Raw genomic sequence first — 23,914 nt, 5'->3', positions numbered from 1 at the left:
CCATTATATCACAAGGATTCAAGATATTTTCATCTCTTTTTTAGAATTTACAAGGCTAATATGTTAGCGTTTACATTAGAAAATGATATAATAAAAGTGTAGAAAAGATTGTTCCCTTAAAAGTAGAGAGAACCTGATGTTTCCTTATAACATAGGCCCTATCTTTACTTTTTATGAAAGACTAGAAATGAGGAAATGATTATGAAAAACAAATTTTCCCAAGCAATCGTGCTTTCAATGGTTACCCTTTCCTCAATGGCTTTGCTGACGGCCTGTTCCAGCCATAAGGAATCGAGTTCAGCAGATAAGACGCCTAAGAGCAGCCAGGTGACCTCATCAAGTAGAGTTAAATCATCCAATAAAGATAGTGGTAAGACCAGCAAGCCTAGTGCTAAAGTCAAGGAGTCTTCTGGTTCAAATACTGAATCTTCAAGTGCACCAAGTAGTAAAAAGTCTTCTGCACCAAGTTCAAGCAGTAGTCAGACTCAGTCATCATCTTCAAATAGTTCATCAGTTCCCTCAAGCAGTCAGTCACAGGCTCCTAAATCTTCAAGCGAGAATCAATCTTCAGCCAGTCAATCCCAAGCGCCAAAGAGCTCAAGTGATAGTCAAGCTTCAAGTAGTCAATCTAGCAGCCAAGCTCAAGCTAAAACGGATACGCAAGTGACCACTGTAGATATGGATGTGAGTGCGGTAGCGCGTGGTCAGTTTGATAGTATTGCCGGAACTTGGAAGTCTAGTGATGGCAGTCGTCTGGTCTTTAATAACACCAGCCTAGTAGGAGATATCACTGCCCAAGGTCAAGCGACAGTTCACAATTATGTGCATCCGAAAGATGATTATCAAGAGGGCTCAGGTAAGTATGATGCTACCCTCTCAAGAGATAGGGGGGACACCTCTGGTATCGTTGGAGATATTAGCTTTGTCTCTAAAAAAGCAGCTATTTCTGGTCCAAGCTACGAACAAGATACCATTCAAGTAACCAGTACTGGAGGAACAAAGGTCTACTTAAAAGAATCAGATAATATGACGCTACCTAAAGACGTGACAGTTACTGACAATCAACTTCCAATTGATGGTGGCATAGCAGAATCTGGCAGCTACAAGCTTACCAAACGTACGGCTGTCAAAAATACTCCTAGTGATACGGCTCCAGTTGAATTTTACTTAGAAGCAGGTGATCAGATTAACTTTGATATGAAGGTTACGCAAGACGGTCATAGTTGGATTTCTTACATTAGCTATAGTGGTGTTCGACGTTATATTCAAGTGGATTAATTGAGACATCTAGAAAGGTCAGAATTTCTTCTGATCTTTCTATTATTTTGTGGAAAAAAGCCTTGTCTATTCCCTAATAAATCGATACAATAGAAAGGTCGGTTTTACCGAAAAATTTTAAATAATGAGGACAAAAATGTGTCAGTAAATTGGCAAGATATTGCGTTTTCTTTCCTCGGTGGTTTGGGGCTTTTCCTCTTTAGTATCAAGTACATGGGAGATGGTCTTCAACAAGCAGCCGGAGATAAGTTGCGCTTTTACATCGATAAGTATACCAGCAACCCGTTTTTAGGGGTTTTGATTGGTATTGTCATGACGGCCTTGATTCAATCGAGTTCAGGGGTTACCGTTATTGTCGTCGGTCTGGTTTCGGCAGGGCTTTTGAGTCTTCGTCAGGCTATTGGTATTGTCATGGGGGCAAACATCGGTACAACCGTAACTTCCTTCATGATTGGTTTCAAGCTTGGTGACTATGCCCTTCCAGTGATTTTCCTGGGGGCTGCGCTTCTCTTCTTTACAAGCAATAAGAAGCTCAATAATCTAGGACGTATCTTGTTTGGTGTTGGGGGGATTTTCTTTGCCCTTAACCTTATGGGAGATGCGGTAGAACCTTTGAAGTCAGTTACAGCCTTTAAGGACTACTTGGCAACCTTGGGTGATCGCCCAGTCATGGGGGTTATCATCGGTGCTGGCTTGACCATGTTGATTCAGTCGTCAGCAGCGACCATCGGTATTCTTCAGAGTCTCTACTCAGGTGGTTTGCTTGATCTGCAAGGTGCCCTTCCAATCCTCTTTGGGGATAATATCGGAACAACAATCACAGCGGTACTAGCAGCTCTTGGTTCGAACATTGCGGCTAAACGTGTGGCAGGGGCTCACGTCCTGTTCAATGTTATTGGGACGGTCTTGTGTTTGATTCTTTTGGTACCATTCACAGCCTTGATTCAATGGTTTAAGTCTGTGCTTGGATTGACACCTGAGATGACCATCGCCTTTGCTCACGGTACTTTTAACATTGCAAATACTATCGTTCAATTCCCATTCATCGGAGTTCTAGCTTACCTTGTAACTAAGATTATTCCTGGTGAGGACGAAATTAACAAGTACGAAGCACTTTACTTGGACCGTTTGCTTATCACACAGGCACCAGCTATCGCCCTTGGTAATGCCAAGAAAGAATTGGTGCACTTGGCGTCATACGCCATCCAGTCTTTGGAAGCTTCATACGCTTTCTTTGCTAAGGGAGATGAGAAATACTATGATAAGGTTGAGAAGTATGAAACAGCAGTTAATAGTATTGACGAAGAGTTGACAACTTACTTGATTGACATCTCTAACGAATCTCTTAGCGTTTCCGAGAATGAAGTTTTGGCAAGTGTGCTTGATTCTGTTCGTGACTTGGAGCGTATGGGTGACCTTGCCCTTGCAAGTGCTAACCTTTCACAACACATTCATAGTAAGGGAATTGAATTCTCTGATACTGCCAAGGCTGAGCTTGCGGATGTTTACAACCGTACTCACCGCATCGCCCTTGATAGTATTCGTGTGGTTGTAGATGATGACAAGGTACTTGCAGGTCAAGTCATCCTTCGTCATGAAGAGTTGGAAAAACTTGAAAAACAATTGCGTAAAATACATACCAAACGTCTTAACAATGGTGAATGTACTGCGCAAGCAGGTATCAACTATGTTGATTACCTCTCACATTACACACGTATCGCAGACCATGCGATTAATCTTGTTGAAAAGGTTACAGAGGGTGTGATTTAATAGAGAAAGCCGAGAAAAATTCTCGGCTTTTTTGATATAATGAAAGCGTATTAAGAATATAGAAAAATGATGAGAGGTGGTCCTATGACCTATTATATTTCAGCCAAACGTTTTTACTTTGAGAATAAAATCAAGGAAGGTGGCTACCTAGAGGTTGTGGATGGTCATTTCGGTGACTGGACAGAAAAGGTACCAGAAGGTGCAGAAGTACTGGATTACAGTAATTATCAGATTGCTCCGGGTCTTGTAGATACTCATATTCATGGATTTGCGGGTTATGATGTCATGGATAATTCTGAGGAAAGTCTTCTAGGCATGAGTCAAGCCTTGCTTTCAGCAGGTGTGACCTCTTTCTTACCGACAGCCCTAACAGCGCCATTTGAAGAGCTGAAGGCTATTTGCCAAACAACAGCTAATACTATTGGTAAGGAAACTGGTGCCAAAATTCAAGGGCTCTTCTTTGAAGGACCTTATTTTACTGAAACCTATAAGGGGGCTCAAAATCCTAAATACATGGGCAATCCAAGCGTGGAACAATTGAAGGAATGGCAGGAGGCGGCTCAAGGAAAACTGATTAAATTGGCCCTTGCTCCTGAACGTGAGGGAGTAGCTGAATTTATCCAAGAAGCAACCAAGCAAGGTGTGACAATCGCTCTAGGTCATTCCAATGCTACATATGAAGAAGCCATGGCAGCAGTGGAAGCCGGGGCGTCCGTTTGGGTTCACGTCTACAACGGGATGCGTGGCTTTACCCACCGTGAGCCAGGTATGGTTGGTGCAGCCTTCGATAGTCCTGAAACGATTGGTGAGCTGATTGCAGATGGTCATCACGTGGTCCCTGCAGCTTGTAAGGTTCTTATCAAGCAAAAGGCACCTCAAGGAGTTGCCCTAATTACAGACTGTATGTCAGCGGGAGGCTGTCCGGACGGCGACTATATGTTAGGCGAACTTCCTGTTATTGTTGAAAATGGTACCGCCCGCCTCAAAGAAGGTGGTAATCTAGCTGGATCTATCTTACAACTTAAAGACGGTGTCAAACATGTGGTTGATTGGGGACTTGTGACAGTTGCTCAAGCCTTACAAATGGCCACTAGTGTTCCAGCTAAATCGGTTGGGCTTGAAAATACTTGCGGAAGCCTAAAAGCAGGTTTACCAGCTGATTTTATTGTATTAGATGACTCCTTGGAATTACAAGCAACCTTTGTTGATGGACGAAAAGGTTGGGAAAAATAAGAGTATGAGTAGCACTTTCTTATGAAGGTGCTGTTTTTTATTGATTTTTACAAAGGTGTTAGAGTAGTGTAAAATAGAAATACTTTGTATTTTACAGGAGGTAATATGTCAAAACGTATTTGGAGCATTGCCCTGGCCTATGTCGGTGTGATGATTGGTGCAGGGGTATCTTCAGGACAGGACCTCTTACAGTATTTTGTTAGTTTTGGAGCCTGGGGACTGATAGGTGTCATAGTTCTAGGAATCTTGCATGTTGGCTTTGGGCGACTCATGATTGCTCTGGGAAGTTATTATCGCTCAGACGATCACTCAGTAGTCCTGGCAGAAATCAGTCATCCTGTTATCTACCGTATTTTAGATATCGCTTTGATTATCACTTGTTTCCTGTTTGGCTTTGTTATGACAGCGGGGGCAGGGGCTAACCTAAACCAACAGTTCGGCTTTCCGATTTGGGTAGGTGCCTTCCTGTGTACAGCTCTGACTATCTTTGTGAGTTTCTTAGATTTCAAAAAAATCATCGGTGTTATTGGAGTTTTTACCCCTATGATTTTGGTTATGATTGCCATGATATTCGTGACCAATGTTTTAGGACGTCATTGGGATTTTGCTGAGATGGATAAGGTGTCGCAAACCATTCAATCTCCTTTTCCGAGTATTTGGCTGTCTGTGGTTAACTATTTTGCCGTTTGTGTCATGTCAGCCATAGCCATGGCCTTTGTCATGGGTGGCTCTATTCTCAAAATCAATGAAGCTGAAAAGAGCGGAGCCTGGGGAGGATTTATGGTTGGTGTGATTTTCTTCGTCACAACCTTGATTCTCTTTGCTAACAGTGATAGAATTGCTAGCTCGGATGTTCCTATGTTGGCTATTGCTAAGGCAGTGAATCCTATCTTTGCGACACTTTACGCCTTGGTGATCTTTGGTTTGATTTTTAATACCGTCTTTAGTCTCTACTATGCCCTTGGGAAACGCTTCTCAGCAGGTAGTGAGAAACGCTTCAAGTTCTTTGTGGCTGCATTTGCCCTTGCTGGTTTTGCTATTTCCTTCATGGGTTTCCGTCAACTGGTAGCGGTTATGTATCCTATTATCGGTTATCTGGGAATGCTGATGTTGGTCGTGCTGGTTGTGGCTAACTACCGCAAAAAAGCTAAGATTCGTAAGGAAAAGGAAATTCGAAATCATCTCTTGTCTATCGTTGAGAAAGCTTATGATCCCAATCAAGACTTGACCCATCGGGACAAGAAAAAGGCCGAAGAACTTCGAGAAGCTTCAATTATTGATAATGAGATTCTCCATGAAGACTCTCATGCACATGTTCGTCAGGAAATGGGGATTAGTAAGAAGGATTAGAATTTTATTTTACAAGTTTCTCTATTTCTGCTATAATACTGACAAGAAAGAAGGGCTTATGGCGTTTTTCTAGCGAGCTTGGGACAGTGGAAGCCAAGTAGAGCAAAGTAGGCAAGTGGCGCTTTCTCTCAGCAAATGGCTGAAGACAAACAGATAAAATGAAGTAATAAATTAGGGTGGAACCGCGTTTCTGACGCCCCTAGGTCAAACGACTTAGGAGCAGAGACACGGTTCTTTTTGTATCCTGAGTCACAAGAAACTTTATGAATAAGGAGTACAACATGTCTAAAAAATTGACTTTCCACTGCGTCAGTGGCAGAGACCTCCTTATAGTCGGACTGCCCCACGCTCAGCACTAGGGTGCCTGAGCTAAACGCAGTACTAACTCGTCTTGCCTCGTATAATCGACGAGGCAGACTCGTGTCGCAAGAAATCATTTTTAATCAAGGAGTATTCAATGTCTAAGAAATTAACATTTCAAGAAATAATTTTGACTTTGCAACAATACTGGAATGACCAGGGTTGTATGCTGATGCAGGCTTATGATAATGAAAAGGGTGCGGGAACTATGAGTCCTTACACCTTCCTTCGTGCCATTGGTCCTGAGCCATGGAATGCGGCTTATGTAGAGCCATCTCGTCGTCCAGCAGATGGTCGTTACGGAGAAAACCCAAACCGCCTTTACCAACACCACCAATTCCAAGTGGTTATGAAACCATCACCATCAAACATCCAAGAGCTCTACCTTGAGTCATTGGAAAAATTGGGCATCAATCCTTTGGAACACGATATTCGTTTCGTTGAAGATAACTGGGAAAACCCATCAACTGGTTCAGCTGGTCTTGGTTGGGAAGTTTGGCTTGACGGTATGGAAATCACTCAGTTCACCTACTTCCAACAAGTTGGTGGATTGGCAACTGGTCCGGTAACTTCTGAGGTCACTTACGGTTTGGAACGTTTGGCTTCTTACATCCAAGAAGTAGATTCTGTTTACGATATTGAGTGGGCTCCAGGCGTTAAATACGGAGAAATCTTCCTTCAACCAGAATACGAACACTCAAAATACAGCTTTGAAGTTTCTGACCAAGACATGCTTCTTGAAAACTTCGAAAAATTTGAAAAAGAAGCAGGACGTGCTTTGGAATTGGGTCTTGTTCACCCTGCCTATGACTATGTTTTGAAATGTTCACATACTTTTAACTTGCTAGATGCTCGTGGAGCAGTATCTGTTACAGAACGTGCCGGTTACATTGCCCGCATCCGTAACTTGGCCCGTGTCGTAGCTAAAACCTTCGTCGCAGAACGTAAGAAACTTGGTTACCCACTTCTTGACGAAGCCACACGCGCAAAACTCCTAGCAGAAGAGGAAGAATAAGCAAAGTTACAAGAATGGAAAATGGGCAAACAAAGTGAGCCCACATGGCTACCTAGAGGCAAGTCGAAGACTTGCTAAAGGGATAGGCGCCGCCGTACTGGTATATGGAGATTTTTGAAACGTTAGGTTCAAAAATCAGTTAGCTAAATCCACTTTGATGAGACTGTTGGAAATCTATGTCAAGGAGACACCAGATTTCCATACAGCCTCACAAAGTTAGTTAGCAACGTCCCCAGTACCTAAGGCGCCTATCAAAAAAAGAATTTTGTAAAGGAAGAAACATGACAAAAAACTTATTAGTAGAACTTGGACTTGAAGAGTTGCCAGCCTACGTTGTCACACCAAGTGAAAAACAACTCGGGGAGAAAATGGCAGCCTTCTTGGATGATAACCGTCTCTCGTACGAAAGCATTCAAACCTTCTCAACACCACGCCGTTTGGCAGTCCGTGTGATTGGTTTGGCTGATCAACAATCCGATTTGACCGAAGATTTTAAAGGCCCTTCTAAGAAAATCGCTTTGGATGCAGAAGGTAACTTCTCAAAAGCGGCGCAAGGATTTGTCCGTGGGAAAGGCTTGACTGTTGACGATATCGAATTCCGTGAAGTCAAAGGTGAAGAGTACGTTTATGTTACTAAACACGAAGCTGGAAAACCTGCTAAAGAAGTTTTGGTTGGCGTTCCAGAAGTGCTTGCTTCATTGACTTTCCCTGTCAGCATGCACTGGGCTAACAACACATTTGAATACATTCGCCCAGTTCACACCTTGACAGTTCTTTTGGGCGACGAAGCACTTGACCTTGATTTCTTGGATATCAAGTCAGGTCGTGTGAGCCGTGGACACCGTTTCCTTGGACATGAAGTGGAAATTACCAATGCGGATTCTTATGAGGAAGACCTTCGTACTGTTTACGTGATTGCGGATAGCAAAGAACGTGAAAACATGATTCGTGAGCAAATCAAAGCTATCGAAGCAGAACAAGGTGTTCAAGTCCAAATCGAAGAAGGGCTTTTGAATGAAGTCTTGAACTTGGTCGAATACCCAACTGCATTTATGGGAAGTTTCGATACTAAGTATTTGGACGTTCCAGAAGAAGTTTTGGTGACATCAATGGAAACGCACCAACGTTACTTTGTTGTACGTGACCTTGACGGTAAGCTTAAACCAAACTTCATCTCAGTCCGTAATGGTAACGCTGAGCACTTGGAAAATGTTATTCGAGGAAATGAAAAAGTATTGGTGGCCCGTCTTGAAGATGGTGAATTCTTCTGGCGTGAAGACCAAAAACTTAAGATTGAAGACCTCGTTGCTAAATTGGCTAACGTGACTTTCCATGAAAAAATCGGTTCTCTCTCAGAACACATGGCCCGTGCTGGTGTCATTGCCGCGTCATTGGCTGAGCAAGCTGGTTTGACTGCCGAAGAAACGGCAGCCGTAGCGCGTGCAGCTGAAATCTATAAATTTGACCTCTTGACTGGTATGGTCGGAGAGTTCGATGAATTGCAAGGAATCATGGGTGAAAAATACGCCCTCCTTGCTGATGAGGATGCTGCGGTTGCGACAGCTATCCGTGAGCACTACCTTCCTGATTCAGCAGATGGAGCCCTTCCAGAGACTAAGGTTGGTGCTATCCTTGCGCTTGCAGATAAATTGGATACTCTCCTTTCCTTCTTCTCAGTTGGCTTGATTCCATCAGGTTCTAATGACCCTTATGCGCTTCGTCGTGCAACGCAAGGGATTGTTCGTATCTTGGATGCTTTTGGTTGGCACATCCCTATGGATGAGTTGATCGACAGCCTTTACGCCCTTTCATTTGATAGTCTTTCTTATGACAATCAAGCAGAAGTAATCAACTTCATCAAAGCGCGTGTGGACAAGATGATGGGACGCACATCAAAAGATATCAAAGAAGCCGTTCTTGCTGGTTCAAACTTCGTGGTTGCGGATATGCTTGAAGCAGCTGACGCCCTCTCAGAAGCTGCTAAGGCTGATGGTTACAAGGCAGCTGTTGAATCACTCTCACGTGCCTTCAACTTGGCAGAAAAAGCAGATGCTTCAGTAGCAGTCGATGCCAGTCTCTTTGAAAATGACCAAGAAAAAGCCCTTTCTAAAGCGATTGAAGAGCTTGAATTGACTGGTTCAGCTAGTGACAAATTGGCTAAGCTCTTTGCTCTTAGCCCAGTCATCGATGCCTTCTTTGACAACACTATGGTCATGGCAGAAGATGAAGCGGTTAAAAACAACCGTTTGGCCCTTCTTGCAGGTCTTGTAGCCAAAGCCAAAGCTGTTGCAGCTTTCAACCAATTGAACACAAAATAATGATCTGGTAACAGGTAGGAAGTAGGTTTTATTATGACACCTGAAAAAATCGCTCGTATCAATGAGCTTGCTAAAAAGAAAAAAACCGAAGGTTTGACTCCAGAAGAAGAAGTGGAGCAAGCAAAACTTCGTGAAGAATACATTGAAGGTTACCGTCGCTCAGTTCGTCACCATATCGAAGGAATTAAAGTGGTTGACGAAGAAGGTAACGATGTGACACCTGAAAAACTACGTCAAGTACAACGTGAAAAAGGTTTGCATGGCCGTAGCCTCGATGATCCTGAATCATAATAACGATGTACAAGGGTTTGGAATTTTTCCAAGCCCTTGTTTTGAAGTATAAAATTCTGAATATTCTGTATAAAATTGACCAATTATTTCAAAAATGGTAAAATATAAGTTATGTTAAAAAATGGCATGATTCAATGAGTCGTGCTCAATAGAATTGGAGTGAAAAAAATGTCGCAAAAGCAACATCATAAAGACGACGACAACCAGACTGAGAATGGGATGGTGCGTGGTCTTCAAAACCGTCACGTCCAGCTGATTGCCATCGCTGGTACAATCGGTACAGGTCTCTTCCTCGGGGCAGGGCGTTCTCTCTCCCTAACAGGACCTTCAATCATCTTAGTATATATACTAACTGGTATCTTCATGTATCTTATGATGCGAGCGATCGGTGAGATGCTCTATATGGATCCTGACCAGCACACCTTTATCAACTTTATTACCAAATACCTTGGTAAGGGCTGGGGATTCTTCTCGGGTTGGTCTTACTGGGTATCACTGATATTCCTCGGGATGGCAGAAATTACGGCAGTATCAACCTATGTGCAATATTGGTTCCCAAGTTGGCCTGCCTGGCAGATTCAGATTGTCTTCTTGATTATCCTGAGCTCGGTTAACCTGATTGCGGTTAAGATTTTCGGGGAAGTTGAGTTTTGGTTTGGGATGATTAAGATTATCACCATTCTTGCTCTTATCGCAACAGGTATCTTCATGGTAGCAACCAACTTTGAAACGCCTGCTGGACATGCTAGCCTTGCCAATATTACACACGGCTTTCAGATGTTCCCTAAAGGTTGGGTAAGCTTTGTTATGACCTTCCAAATGGTCTTCTTTGCTTACCAAGCCATCGAATTTGTAGGGATTACAACTTCTGAGACAGCGAATCCACGTAAGGTCTTACCAAAGGCAATCAAGGAGATTCCGATTCGTATTGTCATCTTCTATGTGGGTGCCCTCATTGCCCTCATGGCTATCTTCCCATGGCAAAAACTTCCAGTTAATGAATCACCGTTCGTAACGGTCTTCCAAATGGCTGGTATCAAGTGGGCAGCAGCCTTCATTAACTTTGTTGTCTTGACAGCAGCGGCGTCATCATTGAATTCAACACTTTACTCAACAGGTCGTCACCTCTTCCAAATTGCTAAGGAAACACCAAATAGTAAAGTCATGAAAGCATTGAAGCTAGATACTTTGTCACGTAATGGTATTCCTTCACGTGCTATCATTGTTTCAGCCATTGTAGTATGTGTTTCAGCCTTCATCAATGTCTTGCCTGGTGTATCTGATGCATTTGCTTTGATTACGGCATCATCATCAGGTGTCTACATCGCTATCTATATCTTGACCATGCTTGCTCATCTCAAGTACCGTAAATCTCAAGAGTTCATGGCAGATGGATTCCTTATGCCAGCCTATAAGATTCTCAATCCATTGACTATTCTTTTCTTCATCTTCGTCTTTGTTTGTCTCTTCTTGCAAAAGTCAACAGTTGTCGGAGCTATTGGAGCAGCCATCTGGATTGTCGTATTTAGTATCTATAGTAACTGGAAACATAGTAAATAAATCAATCTAGCTCACCTTTATGGTGAGTTTTTTGTTGCAAAAAAGGACACAAGGTGTCCCAGTTATTAGTTATGCAATACTTTCTTGATTTCCGTGGTGAAAGAAGCCACCTAAGAGGCCTTTGCTACGATGAAAAATAGCAGGCTTATGATCGTTGTGTGAACGACCATTAACATCAAGTTTAGCCCATTCAAGAGCCTGGTAGGCATTTCGGTCTGAAACTGTAGATGTCCCAATATAGCTATAAATACCTGCCTGAGCAAGAATAAACCCTTGTAGTTGACGAATATGCTCATCATTGAGTGCTTCAGAAAAATGGATTTTAACTGTCTTATAAGTCAAGGCTTGGACAGACTCAACGATAGGTGATTCTGCTAGGAGGTGCAAAAGTTCTTGATGCTTAGTAAAGTACTTATCATAGTCCATTGGAAGAATGATAGTATGGGCAATCCAATCTTCCAAGTTGGCTTTGGCTTTCTTACTGAGACCTTTTGCTGTGATACTGAGATTATCTATATTGAAAGGAAGCTGGTCGATGTGAGCAGTGTTCGAACCATATGCCTTTCTGAAAAGCGGTGTACTTGATAGAATATGTCCAGTAGGGGAAATAATAGCCAAGGCAGTTTCCTTGGTTTGGTAACCAAGCTTGTGGCATTCCATGCTAGCGTATGTATCTTTAAATTCAATAATTGCTCTTGTTTTCATCGTGTAACTCTCTTTCTGTTAGTTTATAAACTAACGATAGTTTATCATGACTTATACTCTTGGTCAAGAATTTACCTCGAAAAACAAAAAACAATTATGTAAGGGCTTGCAAAAATGTTTGGACTCTGATAAGATAGAACCATAGCAAAAGGATTGTTACTGGTCAGCAGGCAAAACCTAGATAAATACGAAAAACTAATGGGAGTAGTGTATGCTTATCCCAATTGGTTCTTGGTATTTATTTAGGTTTTTTTCGTTGAAAAAGCCTCAAAGAAAACTAGAATCCTAGACAAGAAAGGAGCCCTTATGGCTAAATATACTGAATTAGCTGAGGACATTCTCAAACACGTTGGTGGCAAGGAAAATGTCAATAGCTTGAAACACTGTGTGACACGTTTGCGCTTTGATTTGAAAGATGAATCTAAAGCAGATGATGACTACCTTAAGAACCGTGACGGAGTTGTTACTGTTGTTAAGGCAGGTGGACAATATCAGGTGGTTATCGGTAACCATGTGCCTGATGTTTATGCGGAGGTTCTCCAAGTTGGTGGTCTTCCAGCAGGTGGAAGTCTTGATCTTGATGAGGGGGATGCACCAAAGGGAAATCTCTTTGACCGCTTTGTATCTTTGGTATCAAGTATTTTCCAACCTTTCCTTGGGCCTTTGGCTGCAGCCGGGATTATCAAAGGAATAGTCGCTGTCATGGCAGCATGTGGCCTGTCAGCTGCAACAAGCCCTATGTATGTCATCCTTAATGCGGCGGGGGATGGTTTCTTCCAGTTCTTGCCAATCTTGATTGCCTTGACTTCTGCTCGTCGTTTCAAGGTTAATGAGTTTACAGCTATTGCGGTTGCAGGAGCACTTGTTTATCCTGATATTGCTACGCTAGTGACAGCTCTTCAAAAGGCAGGTCAAGGTCATGTTCTAGGGGTTATTCCGTTTACGCTTCCTGCAGGGGGTTACCTCTCAACAGTAATGCCTTCTATCTTGGCAATCTGGGTGGCTTCTTACATTCAAAAATTCTTTACTAAGATTACTCCAGATGTCATTAAAGTCTTCGTAGTACCTTTCTTTACATTGCTCATTACAGTACCATTAACATTCTTGGTGGTGGGACCAATTGCCAACACTTTCTCTGATGGATTGACAAGTCTTTTCCAAGCGATCATGAACTTTAGTCCGATTGTCTTTGGTCTTGTACTTGGTATCCTATGGCAAGTCTTGGTTATGTTCGGAATGCACTGGGCGCTTGTTCCCCTTGCTATCTTAGATGTGGCAACAAACGGAAGTTCTACGATTCTTTCAGCAGCTATCCTTCCATGTTTCACGCAAACAGGTGTATTGGGGGCTATCATGCTTAAGACAAAAGAAGAAAAAGTCCGTATCATTTCTATGCCAGCCTTTGTTTCATCTATTTTTGGTGTAACAGAACCTGCTATCTATGGGGTGACTCTTCCAATGAAAACACCATTCTACATTTCATGTGGTGTTTCAGGACTTATGGGGGCTGCCATGATGGCCCTAGATATTAAGACGTATTCAATAGGTGGTCTGGGTGTTTTTGTCTTCCCAAGCCTTATTGGACCGGATGGTAACCTTTCTAAAGTTATCTTTGCCATTATTATTGCCATTGTGGGTGGTGTTCTTGCCTTCCTCATCCAACTCTTTGTGCGAGTACCAAATCTATACGGTGGTGGAGCAGCTAAGGTTGAGGAAAAAGCTGAAGAAGCTGCACCTGCTCCTAAAGAAATTCAACAAGAAATCATTGCTAGCCCACTCATCGGGAATGTCGTACCACTTGACCAAGTGCCTGACCAAGTCTTTGCTTCAGGAGCTATGGGTAAAGGTATCGCTATTGATCCTACCGATGGTGTTGTTGTTGCACCAACTAAGGCAACGGTGAATTTAGTCTTTCCTACTGGTCATGCGATTGGTTTGACAACTGAAAATGGTGCAGAGCTTCTCATCCATATCGGTATGGACACTGTTTCTCTTGCTGGAAAAGGGTTCAAGACCTATGTGGAAGCAGGGGATGTCGTAGAAGCGGGTCAAAAACTTATAGAATTTGACCTAGCAACTATCCGAGACGCTAAATTACCAGTTATCACACCAGTCATTGTAACCAATACAGCTGACTTTGATGATGTCTTAACAACTAAAGAAGCTCGTGTTAACACTGGTGATTATCTCCTCACTGCTGTTAAATAAAAAAGAAATCCGAGAATCACCTTCTCGGATTTTTGTTTATTTGAATTTGTAGTCTTTAACGACTTCAACGGAATTGACCGTTACATTTTCTTTTGGTTTGCTGTTGTCATCGACTTCAAGATTGCCAATGGTATCAACGACATCCATGCCTTTGATGACTTGTCCAAAGACAGTATATTTGGTATCACCAGCTGGGTAACCACCTTTTTTGTAGGCGTCAATGATAGGTTTTGGATAGCCAGCATTTCCTAGCTGTTTGCTTTGATCATCCTTGTTTTGAACAATGTAGAATTGGCTGCCGTTTGACTCTTTAGCACCAGTATTAGCCATAGCAAGTGCGCCACGGATGTTGTATAGGAACGGTGTAGGCTCAACAGCGAAACCTTTCTTCCAGATAGATTCTCCGCCAGTACCGTCACCCTTAGGGTCACCACTTTGAATCATGAAGTCCTTGATTACACGGTGGAAGGTAAGCCCATCATAGTATTTGTCCTTGGCATGCTTCAAGAAGTTTTCAGAAGCCTTAGGAGCAAGTGTAGGGAAGAGTTTGACTGTGATATCCCCCTTTGAAGTGTGGAGGATAACTTCAGCTTCGTCCTTACCAACCTTGTCTGACAACTGTGGAAAGGCATCTTTTCCAGATTTTTGAGCCTTTTCTAATTGTTTAGTGAATATCTTGTTATCAACGTAGGCATCTCCACGAACGGCGCGTGAGATGTTCTCACGAAAGGCAAAACCTAGGCCTGCGATAACAAGTACAATAATTAATGGAATGTACTTTTTAATGTTTTTCATATATAACTCCTTTGGTGCATTATACCTACTATTGTAGCAGAAAAAAACCTTTTGGGAAACGGTTAACAGAGGTCTTTAAATATGGTAGAATGGAACTATCAACAAGAAAATGAACACGGGACTAGATATAGGGAAAGGTTGCCTCAAGTTATAAAGTGAGGTCGGACTTTTTAAGGGACATATGCTACTTGCTCTTATCAGAGAGAGGTGTCTAAATCCTAACTATAGAAAACTTCGCCAAGTCGAAGGGACCTCTTGTTTAGATTTCTTGATAAAAGGAGATTTTTATGTCAACTAAAGCAGAATGGGCTGAACTCTTTGAGTCGGTACATGGGCGTAAACCTAGCCCCCAAGAATTTTTGGACGCTAAAGCAGCTGACTTTGATACTAGCGCTTTGACTGCTCAAGCAGCATCTGTAGAAGCACCAGCTAATGAACCTGTCGCTGAAGAAGTAGCGACAGAACCAGTTGCTACTGAAGAAGTCACAGAACAAGATGACATCGCAGATGTGGCTGAAACAGCTGAAGATGCTGTCGCAGAACAAGCAAGCAGTGAATCACCAGTTGGTGCAGAAGCTTTCTCAGAAGCACCTGTGCAACAACCAACCCCACAATTTGATTCAAGCATGTTTGAAAAGGCACCTATCTCTTCAGCTCAAGGATTTGGAACAGTTCCTAATCCAGCAGCAGCTGGCTCAGCAGATAAACCTCTTTTCAATCTTATCTTGCCAATCGTTGCGATTGCACTTTCAGTAATCTTTGCAATCTTGGCATGGTTCGTAGGTCCTGCTTGGCTCTTCATCATCTTGACAGTCCTCGCAGTTGCGGTGGCAGTTGTTTCACTTGTCTTTAGCCTTAAATCAAGTAAGAAATTGCTCTCAATTATTGCAACAGGTGTTGCTGGTCTCATGCTCTTTGTTTCTATTGGTGGTTTGATTTTCCAAATCTCTCAAAACGCTAGTGACAACACAAGCTCAAGCAAGACATCAAAAGTTGCTGATAAAGATGATGATGACGCTGACAAGAAAGATGATGACAGCGATTCAAAATCTGACTCTAAATCTGATTCTAAATCTGATTCAAAAGGTGATAGCACTGACGTCAACGATTACATTGACAAAAATGCTAAATTTGACTGGAATGAATCTAAGTTCCAGAAATTGAAAGTCGGTAAAGATACCGTTAAGTCTATCATCAAGACTTATGGTAAGGCTTCTGATGCACAAATCTCTGGCGATGAGATGAAGTTGAACTACTCTGGTAAAGACTATGGTGAAAGTGTTTACCTAACCTTTACGAAACAATATGATGGTACATTTATCTTGTCATATGCTTCAGGTAGATTCCCTCAAGATAAGGTAGAAGTTGATAAGTCTTATAAAGCTGACTGGACAAAAGAACAGTTTGATGCTCTCAATAAGGGGGATTACACTGATCCATCAAACGGTACAAAACTTGAAGATGTCGTTAAGGATCACCCTAAAGCTTCAAGTGCAGAATACACGATTTCAACATCTCGTCAAGGTGAATTCAAAAAAGAAATGACTATTTCTTATAGTGATTATAAGGCTGAAGATGGCAAACTCAAGAGTGTTTACTTGTCATTTGATACCAAAGAAGGTGAAGATACATTCTACCTTACTTATAAATCAGGTCCAGATGAGGATTAATTAAGGGACAGGAGGGGAAACCTTCCTTTTTTTTCTTGATAAAAGGAGAAAGCTATTGAAATTCTTAAATTATACATTCGAGCAAAGTCAGTCTCTTGTCACTAAGGAGACCGTAGAAAAGCTCAATCAAAAAGGAAGCTGGAAACGATTTATTGGCTTGTTAATCACTTCAATTGTTATTTATTTCTTCTCCATTGCTATGCCCATGTTTATAAAAGGATTGACAGTTGATCAAAATCCAACATTTTCTTGGATTCAGTGGCCAGTCATTCTCTTGTATGTAGTCATGTATCTGATCTATCTTTTCTTTTCAATAAAGTACAGAAGAAGCCCGATGAAACTAAAATTCTGCACCTACTTTTATATGGTCGTCTTACTCGCTATCTTTACAGTATGTGCTGGTATAATGATGATGACACGACGAAATATTGTCAGTATACTATCGGGGGCTATGTTTCTTCTGTCCATTTATTATTTGATTCGAACGGTTCCCCGTAAACTGAGAGAAGCCGTTCAAAATCAGACAGAGTTTAGCCCTATGGTAGCTCTTGTAACCGAAAAAATTTCAGATGGCTTGGTCTTTTTAGGAGGAACGGGGATTACAGCTGGACTGGTACTGTTTGACCGCTCTACCGGGAGCGACATCAGAGGGAGTATTGATGCAGTTTTGATGCCCCTAATGCCTGCTATTTTTGTCTTTGCGACTTATGTCTTTTCCATTGATTTGCTACGAGGCTATTACCTCTTCAAATACTCCGAGCGATATAGAGAGCAGTTTGGCTACTCAGCTAAGGACTGGTATGGCGAGAAGTCGAAGGAGTATAGGAGTATGCAGGGGTAAGGTGCATAGAGAAGACCAACAGGTTTTGAAGTTAATTATAAGATTGATGGAAACGTAATAAAGATGATTAAAGTTAATGAAAGTGTAACTACAAAAGTAGAAGCTTCAAAAATATGAAGGTCGTAGTCCAACGTTTTGGTCTCGAAGACAAACAGAAGTTTATGTAAATATAGACTTTAAAATAGTACGGCTTAATTATTATAAAATTTTACTGTCTTTAGATTCTAATGTACTGCCATTTCGCACTTTTAAGAGGTAATATTCTCCTCGTTGCATAATGAAATGGGGCGTTGCACCCTAGTTTTTAAGGGAGTTGCGCATATTTTACTATTCGTTGCGTGCTTTTAGTCATAGGTCTTGATAAATTTAAAGTAACAAATTTAAGGAGGTATTCTTAATGTTACAATTTATTAAGAAAAACAAAACTAATTTTATATGGGTACTTACTTTTGGATTAATGGGGCTGATACTGAAACCTTTAGTTAATTTATCGGTCAGTTTATCAAACAAATATCCGTGGGTTACGAGAATTTTATTGTTTCTATTACTCGTTGCTGTTTACTTTATTTATAAACATCCTCTCTATATAATATTAATAGTAATTTTGCTAGCAGAACCTTTTATCAAAGAATAGAAATAAGCTAGGGGTATTAAAATGGACATTGCTACGTTGATTAAAGAATATAGAACTAAAACGGGTATGACTCAGCAAGAACTTGCAGATAAAGTATTTGTTACTCGTCAGACCATTTCTAAATGGGAATTAGGAAAAAGTGAACCTGATAATGTTTCACTGGATTTATTATTTAAAGAGATGAATATTGAAAAAGAATCTCAAAAAGGCATTAAAGCTAAATTAATTAGCAGAAAAAATATTTTACTTACAATAATTGCCGTTTTATTCTCTCCATCGATACTTATTATTAGACTATTGGTAGTTAAAATAGGCAAGATAGAAAATAAAAGATTAGTCATTTTGATTAATACCTTTCTCTTTGTAATAATTGGCATTTATATGAAGAGTTTAAAGGATAATGTATACTTTGGTTTCTTGGGAATTATTGCAATATCTTATAGCCTTTATAGTTTTTATAAGCTTAGTTTGGAAATCAAAAAGGATTAGATACCTAGATATACATATAAATATAAAAAACTACTCTTACTAATACTAGACTGTATATATGTGCAAGATTTCTAAAGGATGAGGTTATGTCAGTAATCTACTCAAAAGTAAAAATGTCAAATAATATTTTTGAAGCTTGTAAATTGGTAAGAAACTTTATGAGTATACCAATTGGTGAGATAAAAAATAGGATTCAAAAGGGAGAAGTTTTATTAGAATGTAATTTTCTAGATTTAGAGGAATTAATAAAAATGAGGCCCCTCCTAGAAAGTCTTGAAACATTAGGTGCACAAATATATTTATACGAAGGAAATCATGAAGTAAGTATGGAATTCCTTAGTAATACAATTGAGTCATATAAGGGTATTGCTGAAGATAGAGAAAAGATAGATGAATTGATGTTGTCTGATGAGTAATAAATAAACCACAATGTGAACTGCCCCAAAAAGTGTGACAGAGAAAATCAAACTTTAGGATGCAGTTTTTTTCGACTTTCATCCATTTTCTATGAGATAGCTTGACACTAAAGCGCATCAGGCAGTCTCAAAAAATTCTCTCTTATATCCGACCTTATTTTCATAAGACCAGATTAAAGTATGATAAAATAAAGAAAAAGAAATAAAGGAGTCAGCTATGGCAACTAGAGAAGAATGGGTGCGTCACTTTGAGGACGTCAATGGTCGTAAACCAAGTCCTGAGGAGTTTATGGAAGCTAAGAAAGAGGGCTTTGTCATCGCTTCGGAGGAACCAAGTGCCCAAGTGTCTGAGCAGGTTGAGTCTCAGCAAGTGGATAGCTCTGAAACTACTGAAGAGGTGTCTGCTGACTCAGTAGCAGATACGCAACTAGACGAAGTTCAGGTGACATTAGAGGAGGAAGCTCCTAATCACATGCCTGAGTTGAATCTGGAGAAAGAGCAAGAAAAAGAAACTCCAAAGGCAAGTCAGATACCTTTGGAAAACCCTTATTACAAACCAAAAGTAACCAAGAACAATGCTTTTGTTAATATTGCTTTGCCAATCATTATTCTAGTTTTGGGGATTCTATTTGTCGTTTTGTCTTGGACACTTCCTATCGGTTTTGTCTTTACCTTCCTTGCCTTCTTCCTTATCATTTTGGCTATTGTGACTTTGGTTTTGAGTCTGAAATCGACACGCAAGGTACTATCTATTATTGCCCTAGTCATGTCAATTATCTTCTTCATGACTTCGCTTGCTGGAGCAGGTTATCAAGCGGTGAAATATGTCATGAACCATGCTGAACAGTTCCAAAGTGACGGTCACGATAGAGCTTATCTGTACATCGATGAGAATTATAAGTTTGACTGGACTGAGGATCAGTTTAAGGAGTTGAAGGTTGGTACTTTGACATTGGACGAGGTCTTGGACGCTCACGGTAAGGCGACTGATGCCGAGTATAGTGATGCTTACGAGGAAGATAAACCAGATTTGCTAGACCTCACCTATAGAAAAGAAAATACAGATGGAAACAACTATGTTCGTTTGACTTTCGAGATAAAAGACGGTGTCTATGTTTTGAAATCTGCCTCAGCAACCTTCGACTATGATAAGGTCAAAGAAGTCGATGACTATCATAGCAACTGGACAAAAGATGACTATGAAAAGTTGGCTGTAGGTACACAAGCTGATTTGCTTAAGGGGACACGACTTTCTGAAGTGGTTGAAAAACACCCAGAGGCTAGCTTCACTTATCATGAAATGACACAAACTGAACAGGGCGATCTCACTCAGTCAGTGAGTCTTAGCTACCGAGATTATAATCCAGAAAATGGTAAGGTAGATACTGTTCGTTTGACCTTCGACTATGACAAACGTGAAAACGAGTACTTCTTGACAGATAAATCAGACGAATAAGACTACTTTGTTAGTCATTCAAGCTCAGGGTTGCCTGGGCTTTTTAGTATCAACAAAAGAGGATAAAATCTGGTATAATAAAATTGATTGATTTTTCAAGAAAGAAGTGTCACAGATGAACATACAACAACTACGTTATGTCGTAGCCATTGCCAACAGCGGAACCTTTCGTGAGGCAGCCAGCAAGCTCTTTGTGAGCCAGCCTAGCCTATCAGTGGCTATCAAGGATTTGGAGCAGGAGTTGAATTTTCAAATTTTCACCCGTACAACGACGGGGGCTGTCTTGACCAGTCAGGGCATGACCTTTTACGAACGTGCACTTGAAGTGGTACGCAGTTTTGATAGTTTTGAAAATCGCTATCTCAATGCTTCTGAAAAGGGGAACCAGTTTTCGATTGCCAGCCAGCACTATGACTTTTTGCCACCTTTGATTACGACTTTTTCAGAGCGTTACCCTGATTACAAGGATTTCCGTATCTTTGAGTCTACGACCATTCAGATTTTGGATGAGGTAGCCAAGGGGCACAGTGAGATTGGGATTATCTATTTGAATCGTCAAAATAGCAAGGGAATCCAGCAAAATATGGACAAGCTTGGGCTTGAGGCTATTGATTTGATTCCGTTTAAGACTCACATTTATCTCCGTAAGGGGCATCCTCTGGCTAAAAAAGAAAGTCTGGTCATGGAGGACTTGGCAGCCTTGCCTACGGTGCGTTTCACTCAGGAGAAGGACGAGTACCTTTACTATTCTGAGAACTTTGTGGATACGTCAGATTCATCTCTTATGTTTAACGTGACAGACCGTGCGACTTTGAACGGTATCTTGGAACGTACGGATGCTTATGCGACGGGGTCTGGCTTCTTGGATGCACAAAGTGTGAATGGGATTACGGTGATTCCGCTTGAGGATAATTTGGATAACAAGATGGTTTATGTCCGTCGTAAGGGGATTAACTTGTCGTCTTGTGCTCTCAAGTTTGTCAATGTTATGTTTGACTACTTTGATACATACAAACCATAGGAGGATTTATGCGTAAGGTTGTGATTCCTTTGGCTATTCTAGCTCTGATTGGTTTGGATCAGTGGTTTAAGCATTGGGTTGTGGCAAATATTGCCCTTAACCAAGTTATCAAGGCTATTCCTGGACTTTTCAGCTTGACCTATCTACAGAACCGTGGTGCTGCCTTTTCGATTTTACAGGATCAGAAATATTTCTTTGTGATTTTGACGGTTCTAGTGATTGGTGCGGCTTTGGTTTATCTGGTTAAGAATTATCAGAAGAGTCTTTGGCTGGTGCTATCTTTGGTTTTGATTATCTCAGGTGGTATTGGTAACTTTATTGACCGTCTGCACTTGGGTTACGTGGTTGATATGGTTCAGCTTGATTTTATTGATTTTGCGATATTTAACGTGGCAGACTCCTATCTAACGGTGGGTGTGCTACTCTTGATTTTAATCTTATGGAAAGAGGAAAATGGAAGTCATCATTAAAGAGGCGGGAAACCGTCTGGACAAGGCTTTGGCAGATTTGACAGAATTGTCACGTAGTCAGGCCAATGAAGCAATCAAGGCTGGGACAGTCTTGGTTAATGGTAAGTCGGCAAAGGCCAAGTATGCGGTTAAAGAGGGTGATGTCATCACCTATGAATTGCCAGAAGAAGAGGTCTTGGAGTACAAGGCTGAGGATATTCCTTTGGATATTATCTACGAAGATGCGGATGTGGCAGTGGTCAACAAACCTCAAGGTATGGTGGTCCATCCCTCAGCTGGTCACACGTCTGGTACCTTGGTCAATGCCCTGATGTATCATGTCAAGGACCTCTCGTCTATCAATGGTGTGGTTCGTCCAGGAATTGTCCACCGTATCGACAAGGACACGTCTGGTCTTCTTATGATTGCTAAGAATGATAAGGCTCACAATGCTTTGGCGGCGGAGCTTAAGGATAAGAAGTCCCTTCGTAAGTATGTGGCTATCGTGCATGGCAATCTGCCTAACGATCGAGGCGTGATTGAGGCTCCGATTGGGCGCTCAGACAAGGACCGCAAGAAGCAGGCGGTTACAGCTAAAGGAAAACCTGCAGTTACACGATTTACCGTTCTTGAACGTTTTGGCAACTATACCTTGGTAGAGTTGCAGCTGGAAACAGGTCGCACGCACCAGATTCGTGTGCACATGGCTTATATCGGTCACCCGGTGGCGGGAGATCCTCTTTATGGGCCACGCAAGACCCTCAAGGGCCATGGCCAATTTCTACATGCCAAGACCCTTGGTTTCACGCATCCTACGACTGGAGAATTGGTTGAATTTACAGCGGAAGAACCTGCTATTTTCAAGGAAACCTTGGAGAAGCTGAGAGAAGCTTAACAGTTATTAAACGGATAGTCTTTCTTGGGAGAGGCGTCCGTTTTTTTCTTGTAAAAGAGTCTGAAATTTGCTATAATTTACCTAATTAAATAAGTCCTTTAATCACTGTCCAGAGAGGCAGGCAAGGAGCCATGAGAAGTGTACGGGTGAACTGTACTCATATTTTTGTGTATCTCCTTGTTTTCGAGGGGATTTTTTTGTATTTAGAAAGGTTCTTTTTATGAAGAAAAAAGAGATCGTCGATGACGTAACCATGAAACGTGCCATTACACGTATCACTTATGAGATTATTGAGCGTAACAAAAATCTCGACAAGATTGTCTTGGCTGGTATTAAGACACGTGGTGTTTATATTGCTCAGCGTATCCAAGAGCGCTTGAAACAGTTGGAAAACCTTGATGTGCCATTGATTGAGCTTGATACTAAGGCTTTCCGTGATGATGTTAAGGCTGAACAAGACACATCTGTTTTTCCTATTGAAATTGATGGAACGGATGTTATCCTTGTGGATGATGTGCTTTACACAGGTCGTACTATCCGTGCAGCTATTGACAATATCGTTAGCCATGGACGTCCAGCGCGTGTTGGTTTGGCTGTCTTGGTTGACCGTGGTCACCGTGAATTGCCAATCCGTGCGGACTATGTTGGTAAAAATATCCCAACAAGTGAGTCAGAAGAAATCGAAGTTTTGGTGACAGAAGTTGATGGCAAAGATAGCGTCAACATTATTGATCCAAGCTAAGTTGGCTGACAGATAGGGTGAAACGCCCTTTGTATCTTGTTAATTGAACACGGGCTAAGAGCTGTGTAAAATAGATAAATCTTCCTAGAAGCTAAAGCTTCGGCGTCAGATTTCCTAATTTTACTTTGCTCTTTATACGCCCTTTGTATCTTGTTAATTGAACGCGCCCTAAGCCTTGTGCAAAAAAGATAAATACTCTTAGGAGCTGGCGCTCCGTCATCGTATTTCCTATTTTTGCTTTAGGCTTTAGACGGGCTTTGTATCTTGTTAATTGAACACGGGACTCATTTCTTAGGAAAAAAGATAAGTCTCCTAGCACTCTTTGGAGTGCCTTGTCGACTTCCTATTTTTCTACAGAAATGTTTAGCTACGCTAAAACGTCCCTTTGTATCTTAATTTTAAGGAGTCCTTTGATATC

The 23,914-nt window shown here is 41.4% G+C and carries 21 protein-coding genes; 19 read left to right on the top strand and 2 right to left on the bottom strand.

The features are described from left to right. The first annotated feature begins 201 nt into the window (after window positions 1–201). The 8 genes from HMPREF2867_RS06135 to HMPREF2867_RS06100 all read left to right on the top strand — a co-directional run bounded on the left by HMPREF2867_RS06135 (window position 202) and on the right by HMPREF2867_RS06100 (window position 11,175). Window positions 202–1,278: an SH3 domain-containing protein gene (locus tag HMPREF2867_RS06135; protein ID WP_070576456.1), complete on the top strand. Its 1,077-nt coding sequence runs from the start codon at window positions 202–204 to the stop codon at window positions 1,276–1,278. Between the two features lie 138 nt (window positions 1,279–1,416). Then, window positions 1,417–3,048, top strand: coding sequence for a Na/Pi cotransporter family protein (locus HMPREF2867_RS06130; RefSeq protein ID WP_022496591.1), 1,632 nt, complete (start codon window positions 1,417–1,419; stop codon window positions 3,046–3,048). Between the two features lie 84 nt (window positions 3,049–3,132). Beyond that, window positions 3,133–4,281 carry an N-acetylglucosamine-6-phosphate deacetylase gene (gene nagA, locus HMPREF2867_RS06125; protein WP_070576631.1) on the top strand — a complete coding sequence of 383 codons (1,149 nt, stop codon included), beginning with the start codon at window positions 3,133–3,135 and terminating at the stop codon, window positions 4,279–4,281. Between the two features lie 105 nt (window positions 4,282–4,386). Continuing rightward, on the top strand, window positions 4,387–5,631 hold the full coding sequence (locus tag HMPREF2867_RS06120; protein WP_070576453.1) for a YkvI family membrane protein: 1,245 nt from the start codon (window positions 4,387–4,389) through the stop codon (window positions 5,629–5,631). 457 nt (window positions 5,632–6,088) lie between these two features. Further along, the gene (gene glyQ, locus HMPREF2867_RS06115; protein WP_002886077.1) at window positions 6,089–7,006 is read left to right on the top strand and encodes a glycine--tRNA ligase subunit alpha; all 918 of its coding nucleotides are present in this window, start codon (window positions 6,089–6,091) and stop codon (window positions 7,004–7,006) included. A 281-nt stretch (window positions 7,007–7,287) separates the two neighbouring features. Continuing rightward, window positions 7,288–9,324 (top strand): glycine--tRNA ligase subunit beta, encoded by a 2,037-nt coding sequence (gene glyS / locus HMPREF2867_RS06110; protein ID WP_038675492.1) that lies wholly within the window; start codon window positions 7,288–7,290, stop codon window positions 9,322–9,324. 33 nt (window positions 9,325–9,357) lie between these two features. Further along, on the top strand, window positions 9,358–9,615 hold the full coding sequence (locus tag HMPREF2867_RS06105; RefSeq protein WP_002886085.1) for a DUF896 family protein: 258 nt from the start codon (window positions 9,358–9,360) through the stop codon (window positions 9,613–9,615). Window positions 9,616–9,783: 168 nt separating this feature from the next. Then, window positions 9,784–11,175 carry an amino acid permease gene (locus tag HMPREF2867_RS06100; protein ID WP_002885919.1) on the top strand — a complete coding sequence of 464 codons (1,392 nt, stop codon included), beginning with the start codon at window positions 9,784–9,786 and terminating at the stop codon, window positions 11,173–11,175. Between the two features lie 69 nt (window positions 11,176–11,244). On the opposite strand, the gene HMPREF2867_RS06095 is transcribed toward HMPREF2867_RS06100, so the two are convergent. Next, window positions 11,245–11,880 (bottom strand): hypothetical protein, encoded by a 636-nt coding sequence (locus HMPREF2867_RS06095; protein ID WP_013990993.1) that lies wholly within the window; start codon window positions 11,878–11,880, stop codon window positions 11,245–11,247. A 306-nt stretch (window positions 11,881–12,186) separates the two neighbouring features. Between HMPREF2867_RS06095 and HMPREF2867_RS06090 the strand changes: the two genes are divergently transcribed. Continuing rightward, window positions 12,187–14,088, top strand: a complete 1,902-nt coding sequence (locus tag HMPREF2867_RS06090) for a beta-glucoside-specific PTS transporter subunit IIABC (RefSeq protein ID WP_070576450.1) — start codon at window positions 12,187–12,189, stop codon at window positions 14,086–14,088. A 36-nt stretch (window positions 14,089–14,124) separates the two neighbouring features. Here the strand turns inward: HMPREF2867_RS06090 and HMPREF2867_RS06085 are convergent, their stop codons facing one another. Further along, window positions 14,125–14,883 (bottom strand): peptidylprolyl isomerase, encoded by a 759-nt coding sequence (locus HMPREF2867_RS06085; protein ID WP_021144561.1) that lies wholly within the window; start codon window positions 14,881–14,883, stop codon window positions 14,125–14,127. A gap of 287 nt (window positions 14,884–15,170) precedes the next feature. On the opposite strand from HMPREF2867_RS06085, the gene HMPREF2867_RS11360 reads away from it, so the two are divergent. The 10 genes from HMPREF2867_RS11360 to pyrR all read left to right on the top strand — a co-directional run bounded on the left by HMPREF2867_RS11360 (window position 15,171) and on the right by pyrR (window position 23,496). Further along, window positions 15,171–16,553: a hypothetical protein gene (locus HMPREF2867_RS11360; RefSeq protein WP_070576448.1), complete on the top strand. Its 1,383-nt coding sequence runs from the start codon at window positions 15,171–15,173 to the stop codon at window positions 16,551–16,553. A gap of 334 nt (window positions 16,554–16,887) precedes the next feature. Continuing rightward, a complete protein-coding gene (locus tag HMPREF2867_RS11580; protein ID WP_231848736.1) occupies window positions 16,888–17,394 on the top strand; it encodes a hypothetical protein in 507 nt (168 codons plus the stop codon). A 397-nt stretch (window positions 17,395–17,791) separates the two neighbouring features. Then, the gene (locus tag HMPREF2867_RS06070) at window positions 17,792–18,028 is read left to right on the top strand and encodes a hypothetical protein (protein WP_070576446.1); all 237 of its coding nucleotides are present in this window, start codon (window positions 17,792–17,794) and stop codon (window positions 18,026–18,028) included. A gap of 21 nt (window positions 18,029–18,049) precedes the next feature. Further along, window positions 18,050–18,517, top strand: coding sequence for a helix-turn-helix transcriptional regulator (locus HMPREF2867_RS06065; RefSeq protein ID WP_070576443.1), 468 nt, complete (start codon window positions 18,050–18,052; stop codon window positions 18,515–18,517). 86 nt (window positions 18,518–18,603) lie between these two features. Continuing rightward, window positions 18,604–18,933, top strand: a complete 330-nt coding sequence (locus HMPREF2867_RS06060; RefSeq protein ID WP_070576440.1) for a hypothetical protein — start codon at window positions 18,604–18,606, stop codon at window positions 18,931–18,933. A gap of 217 nt (window positions 18,934–19,150) precedes the next feature. Beyond that, entirely contained in the window at window positions 19,151–20,389 is a 1,239-nt protein-coding gene (locus HMPREF2867_RS06055; RefSeq protein ID WP_060971856.1) for a CD20-like domain-containing protein, read from the top strand. Between the two features lie 115 nt (window positions 20,390–20,504). Beyond that, window positions 20,505–21,410 carry a LysR family transcriptional regulator gene (locus HMPREF2867_RS06050; RefSeq protein WP_021144556.1) on the top strand — a complete coding sequence of 302 codons (906 nt, stop codon included), beginning with the start codon at window positions 20,505–20,507 and terminating at the stop codon, window positions 21,408–21,410. Between the two features lie 8 nt (window positions 21,411–21,418). Continuing rightward, the gene (lspA, locus tag HMPREF2867_RS06045; protein WP_021144555.1) at window positions 21,419–21,880 is read left to right on the top strand and encodes a signal peptidase II; all 462 of its coding nucleotides are present in this window, start codon (window positions 21,419–21,421) and stop codon (window positions 21,878–21,880) included. Next, on the top strand, window positions 21,864–22,754 hold the full coding sequence (locus HMPREF2867_RS06040) for an RluA family pseudouridine synthase (RefSeq protein WP_002886027.1): 891 nt from the start codon (window positions 21,864–21,866) through the stop codon (window positions 22,752–22,754). Before lspA ends, HMPREF2867_RS06040 begins: the two co-directional genes overlap by 17 nt. Before the next feature lie 220 nt (window positions 22,755–22,974). Then, the gene (gene pyrR / locus HMPREF2867_RS06035; protein ID WP_002890254.1) at window positions 22,975–23,496 is read left to right on the top strand and encodes a bifunctional pyr operon transcriptional regulator/uracil phosphoribosyltransferase PyrR; all 522 of its coding nucleotides are present in this window, start codon (window positions 22,975–22,977) and stop codon (window positions 23,494–23,496) included. The last annotated feature ends 418 nt before the right edge of the window (window positions 23,497–23,914 follow it).

It is taken from the genome of Streptococcus sp. HMSC064H09 (assembly GCF_001812625.1).
Classification (GTDB): domain Bacteria; phylum Bacillota; class Bacilli; order Lactobacillales; family Streptococcaceae; genus Streptococcus.
Note: the sequence above shows the minus strand (reverse complement) of the source record. Positions and strands in the feature narration are given on the sequence as shown.

Coding starts and splice junctions, on each gene's coding strand:
- HMPREF2867_RS06135 (WP_070576456.1), top strand. CDS start 202: ATGAAAAACAAATTTTCCCAAGCAATCGTGCTTTCAATGGTTACCCTT.
- nagA (WP_070576631.1), top strand. CDS start 3,133: ATGACCTATTATATTTCAGCCAAACGTTTTTACTTTGAGAATAAAATC.
- HMPREF2867_RS06120 (WP_070576453.1), top strand. CDS start 4,387: ATGTCAAAACGTATTTGGAGCATTGCCCTGGCCTATGTCGGTGTGATG.
- glyQ (WP_002886077.1), top strand. CDS start 6,089: ATGTCTAAGAAATTAACATTTCAAGAAATAATTTTGACTTTGCAACAA.
- glyS (WP_038675492.1), top strand. CDS start 7,288: ATGACAAAAAACTTATTAGTAGAACTTGGACTTGAAGAGTTGCCAGCC.
- HMPREF2867_RS06105 (WP_002886085.1), top strand. CDS start 9,358: ATGACACCTGAAAAAATCGCTCGTATCAATGAGCTTGCTAAAAAGAAA.
- HMPREF2867_RS06100 (WP_002885919.1), top strand. CDS start 9,784: ATGTCGCAAAAGCAACATCATAAAGACGACGACAACCAGACTGAGAAT.
- HMPREF2867_RS06095 (WP_013990993.1), bottom strand. CDS start 11,880: ATGAAAACAAGAGCAATTATTGAATTTAAAGATACATACGCTAGCATG.
- HMPREF2867_RS06090 (WP_070576450.1), top strand. CDS start 12,187: ATGGCTAAATATACTGAATTAGCTGAGGACATTCTCAAACACGTTGGT.
- HMPREF2867_RS06085 (WP_021144561.1), bottom strand. CDS start 14,883: ATGAAAAACATTAAAAAGTACATTCCATTAATTATTGTACTTGTTATC.
- HMPREF2867_RS11360 (WP_070576448.1), top strand. CDS start 15,171: ATGTCAACTAAAGCAGAATGGGCTGAACTCTTTGAGTCGGTACATGGG.
- HMPREF2867_RS11580 (WP_231848736.1), top strand. CDS start 16,888: ATGAAACTAAAATTCTGCACCTACTTTTATATGGTCGTCTTACTCGCT.
- HMPREF2867_RS06070 (WP_070576446.1), top strand. CDS start 17,792: ATGTTACAATTTATTAAGAAAAACAAAACTAATTTTATATGGGTACTT.
- HMPREF2867_RS06065 (WP_070576443.1), top strand. CDS start 18,050: ATGGACATTGCTACGTTGATTAAAGAATATAGAACTAAAACGGGTATG.
- HMPREF2867_RS06060 (WP_070576440.1), top strand. CDS start 18,604: ATGTCAGTAATCTACTCAAAAGTAAAAATGTCAAATAATATTTTTGAA.
- HMPREF2867_RS06055 (WP_060971856.1), top strand. CDS start 19,151: ATGGCAACTAGAGAAGAATGGGTGCGTCACTTTGAGGACGTCAATGGT.
- HMPREF2867_RS06050 (WP_021144556.1), top strand. CDS start 20,505: ATGAACATACAACAACTACGTTATGTCGTAGCCATTGCCAACAGCGGA.
- lspA (WP_021144555.1), top strand. CDS start 21,419: ATGCGTAAGGTTGTGATTCCTTTGGCTATTCTAGCTCTGATTGGTTTG.
- HMPREF2867_RS06040 (WP_002886027.1), top strand. CDS start 21,864: ATGGAAGTCATCATTAAAGAGGCGGGAAACCGTCTGGACAAGGCTTTG.
- pyrR (WP_002890254.1), top strand. CDS start 22,975: ATGAAGAAAAAAGAGATCGTCGATGACGTAACCATGAAACGTGCCATT.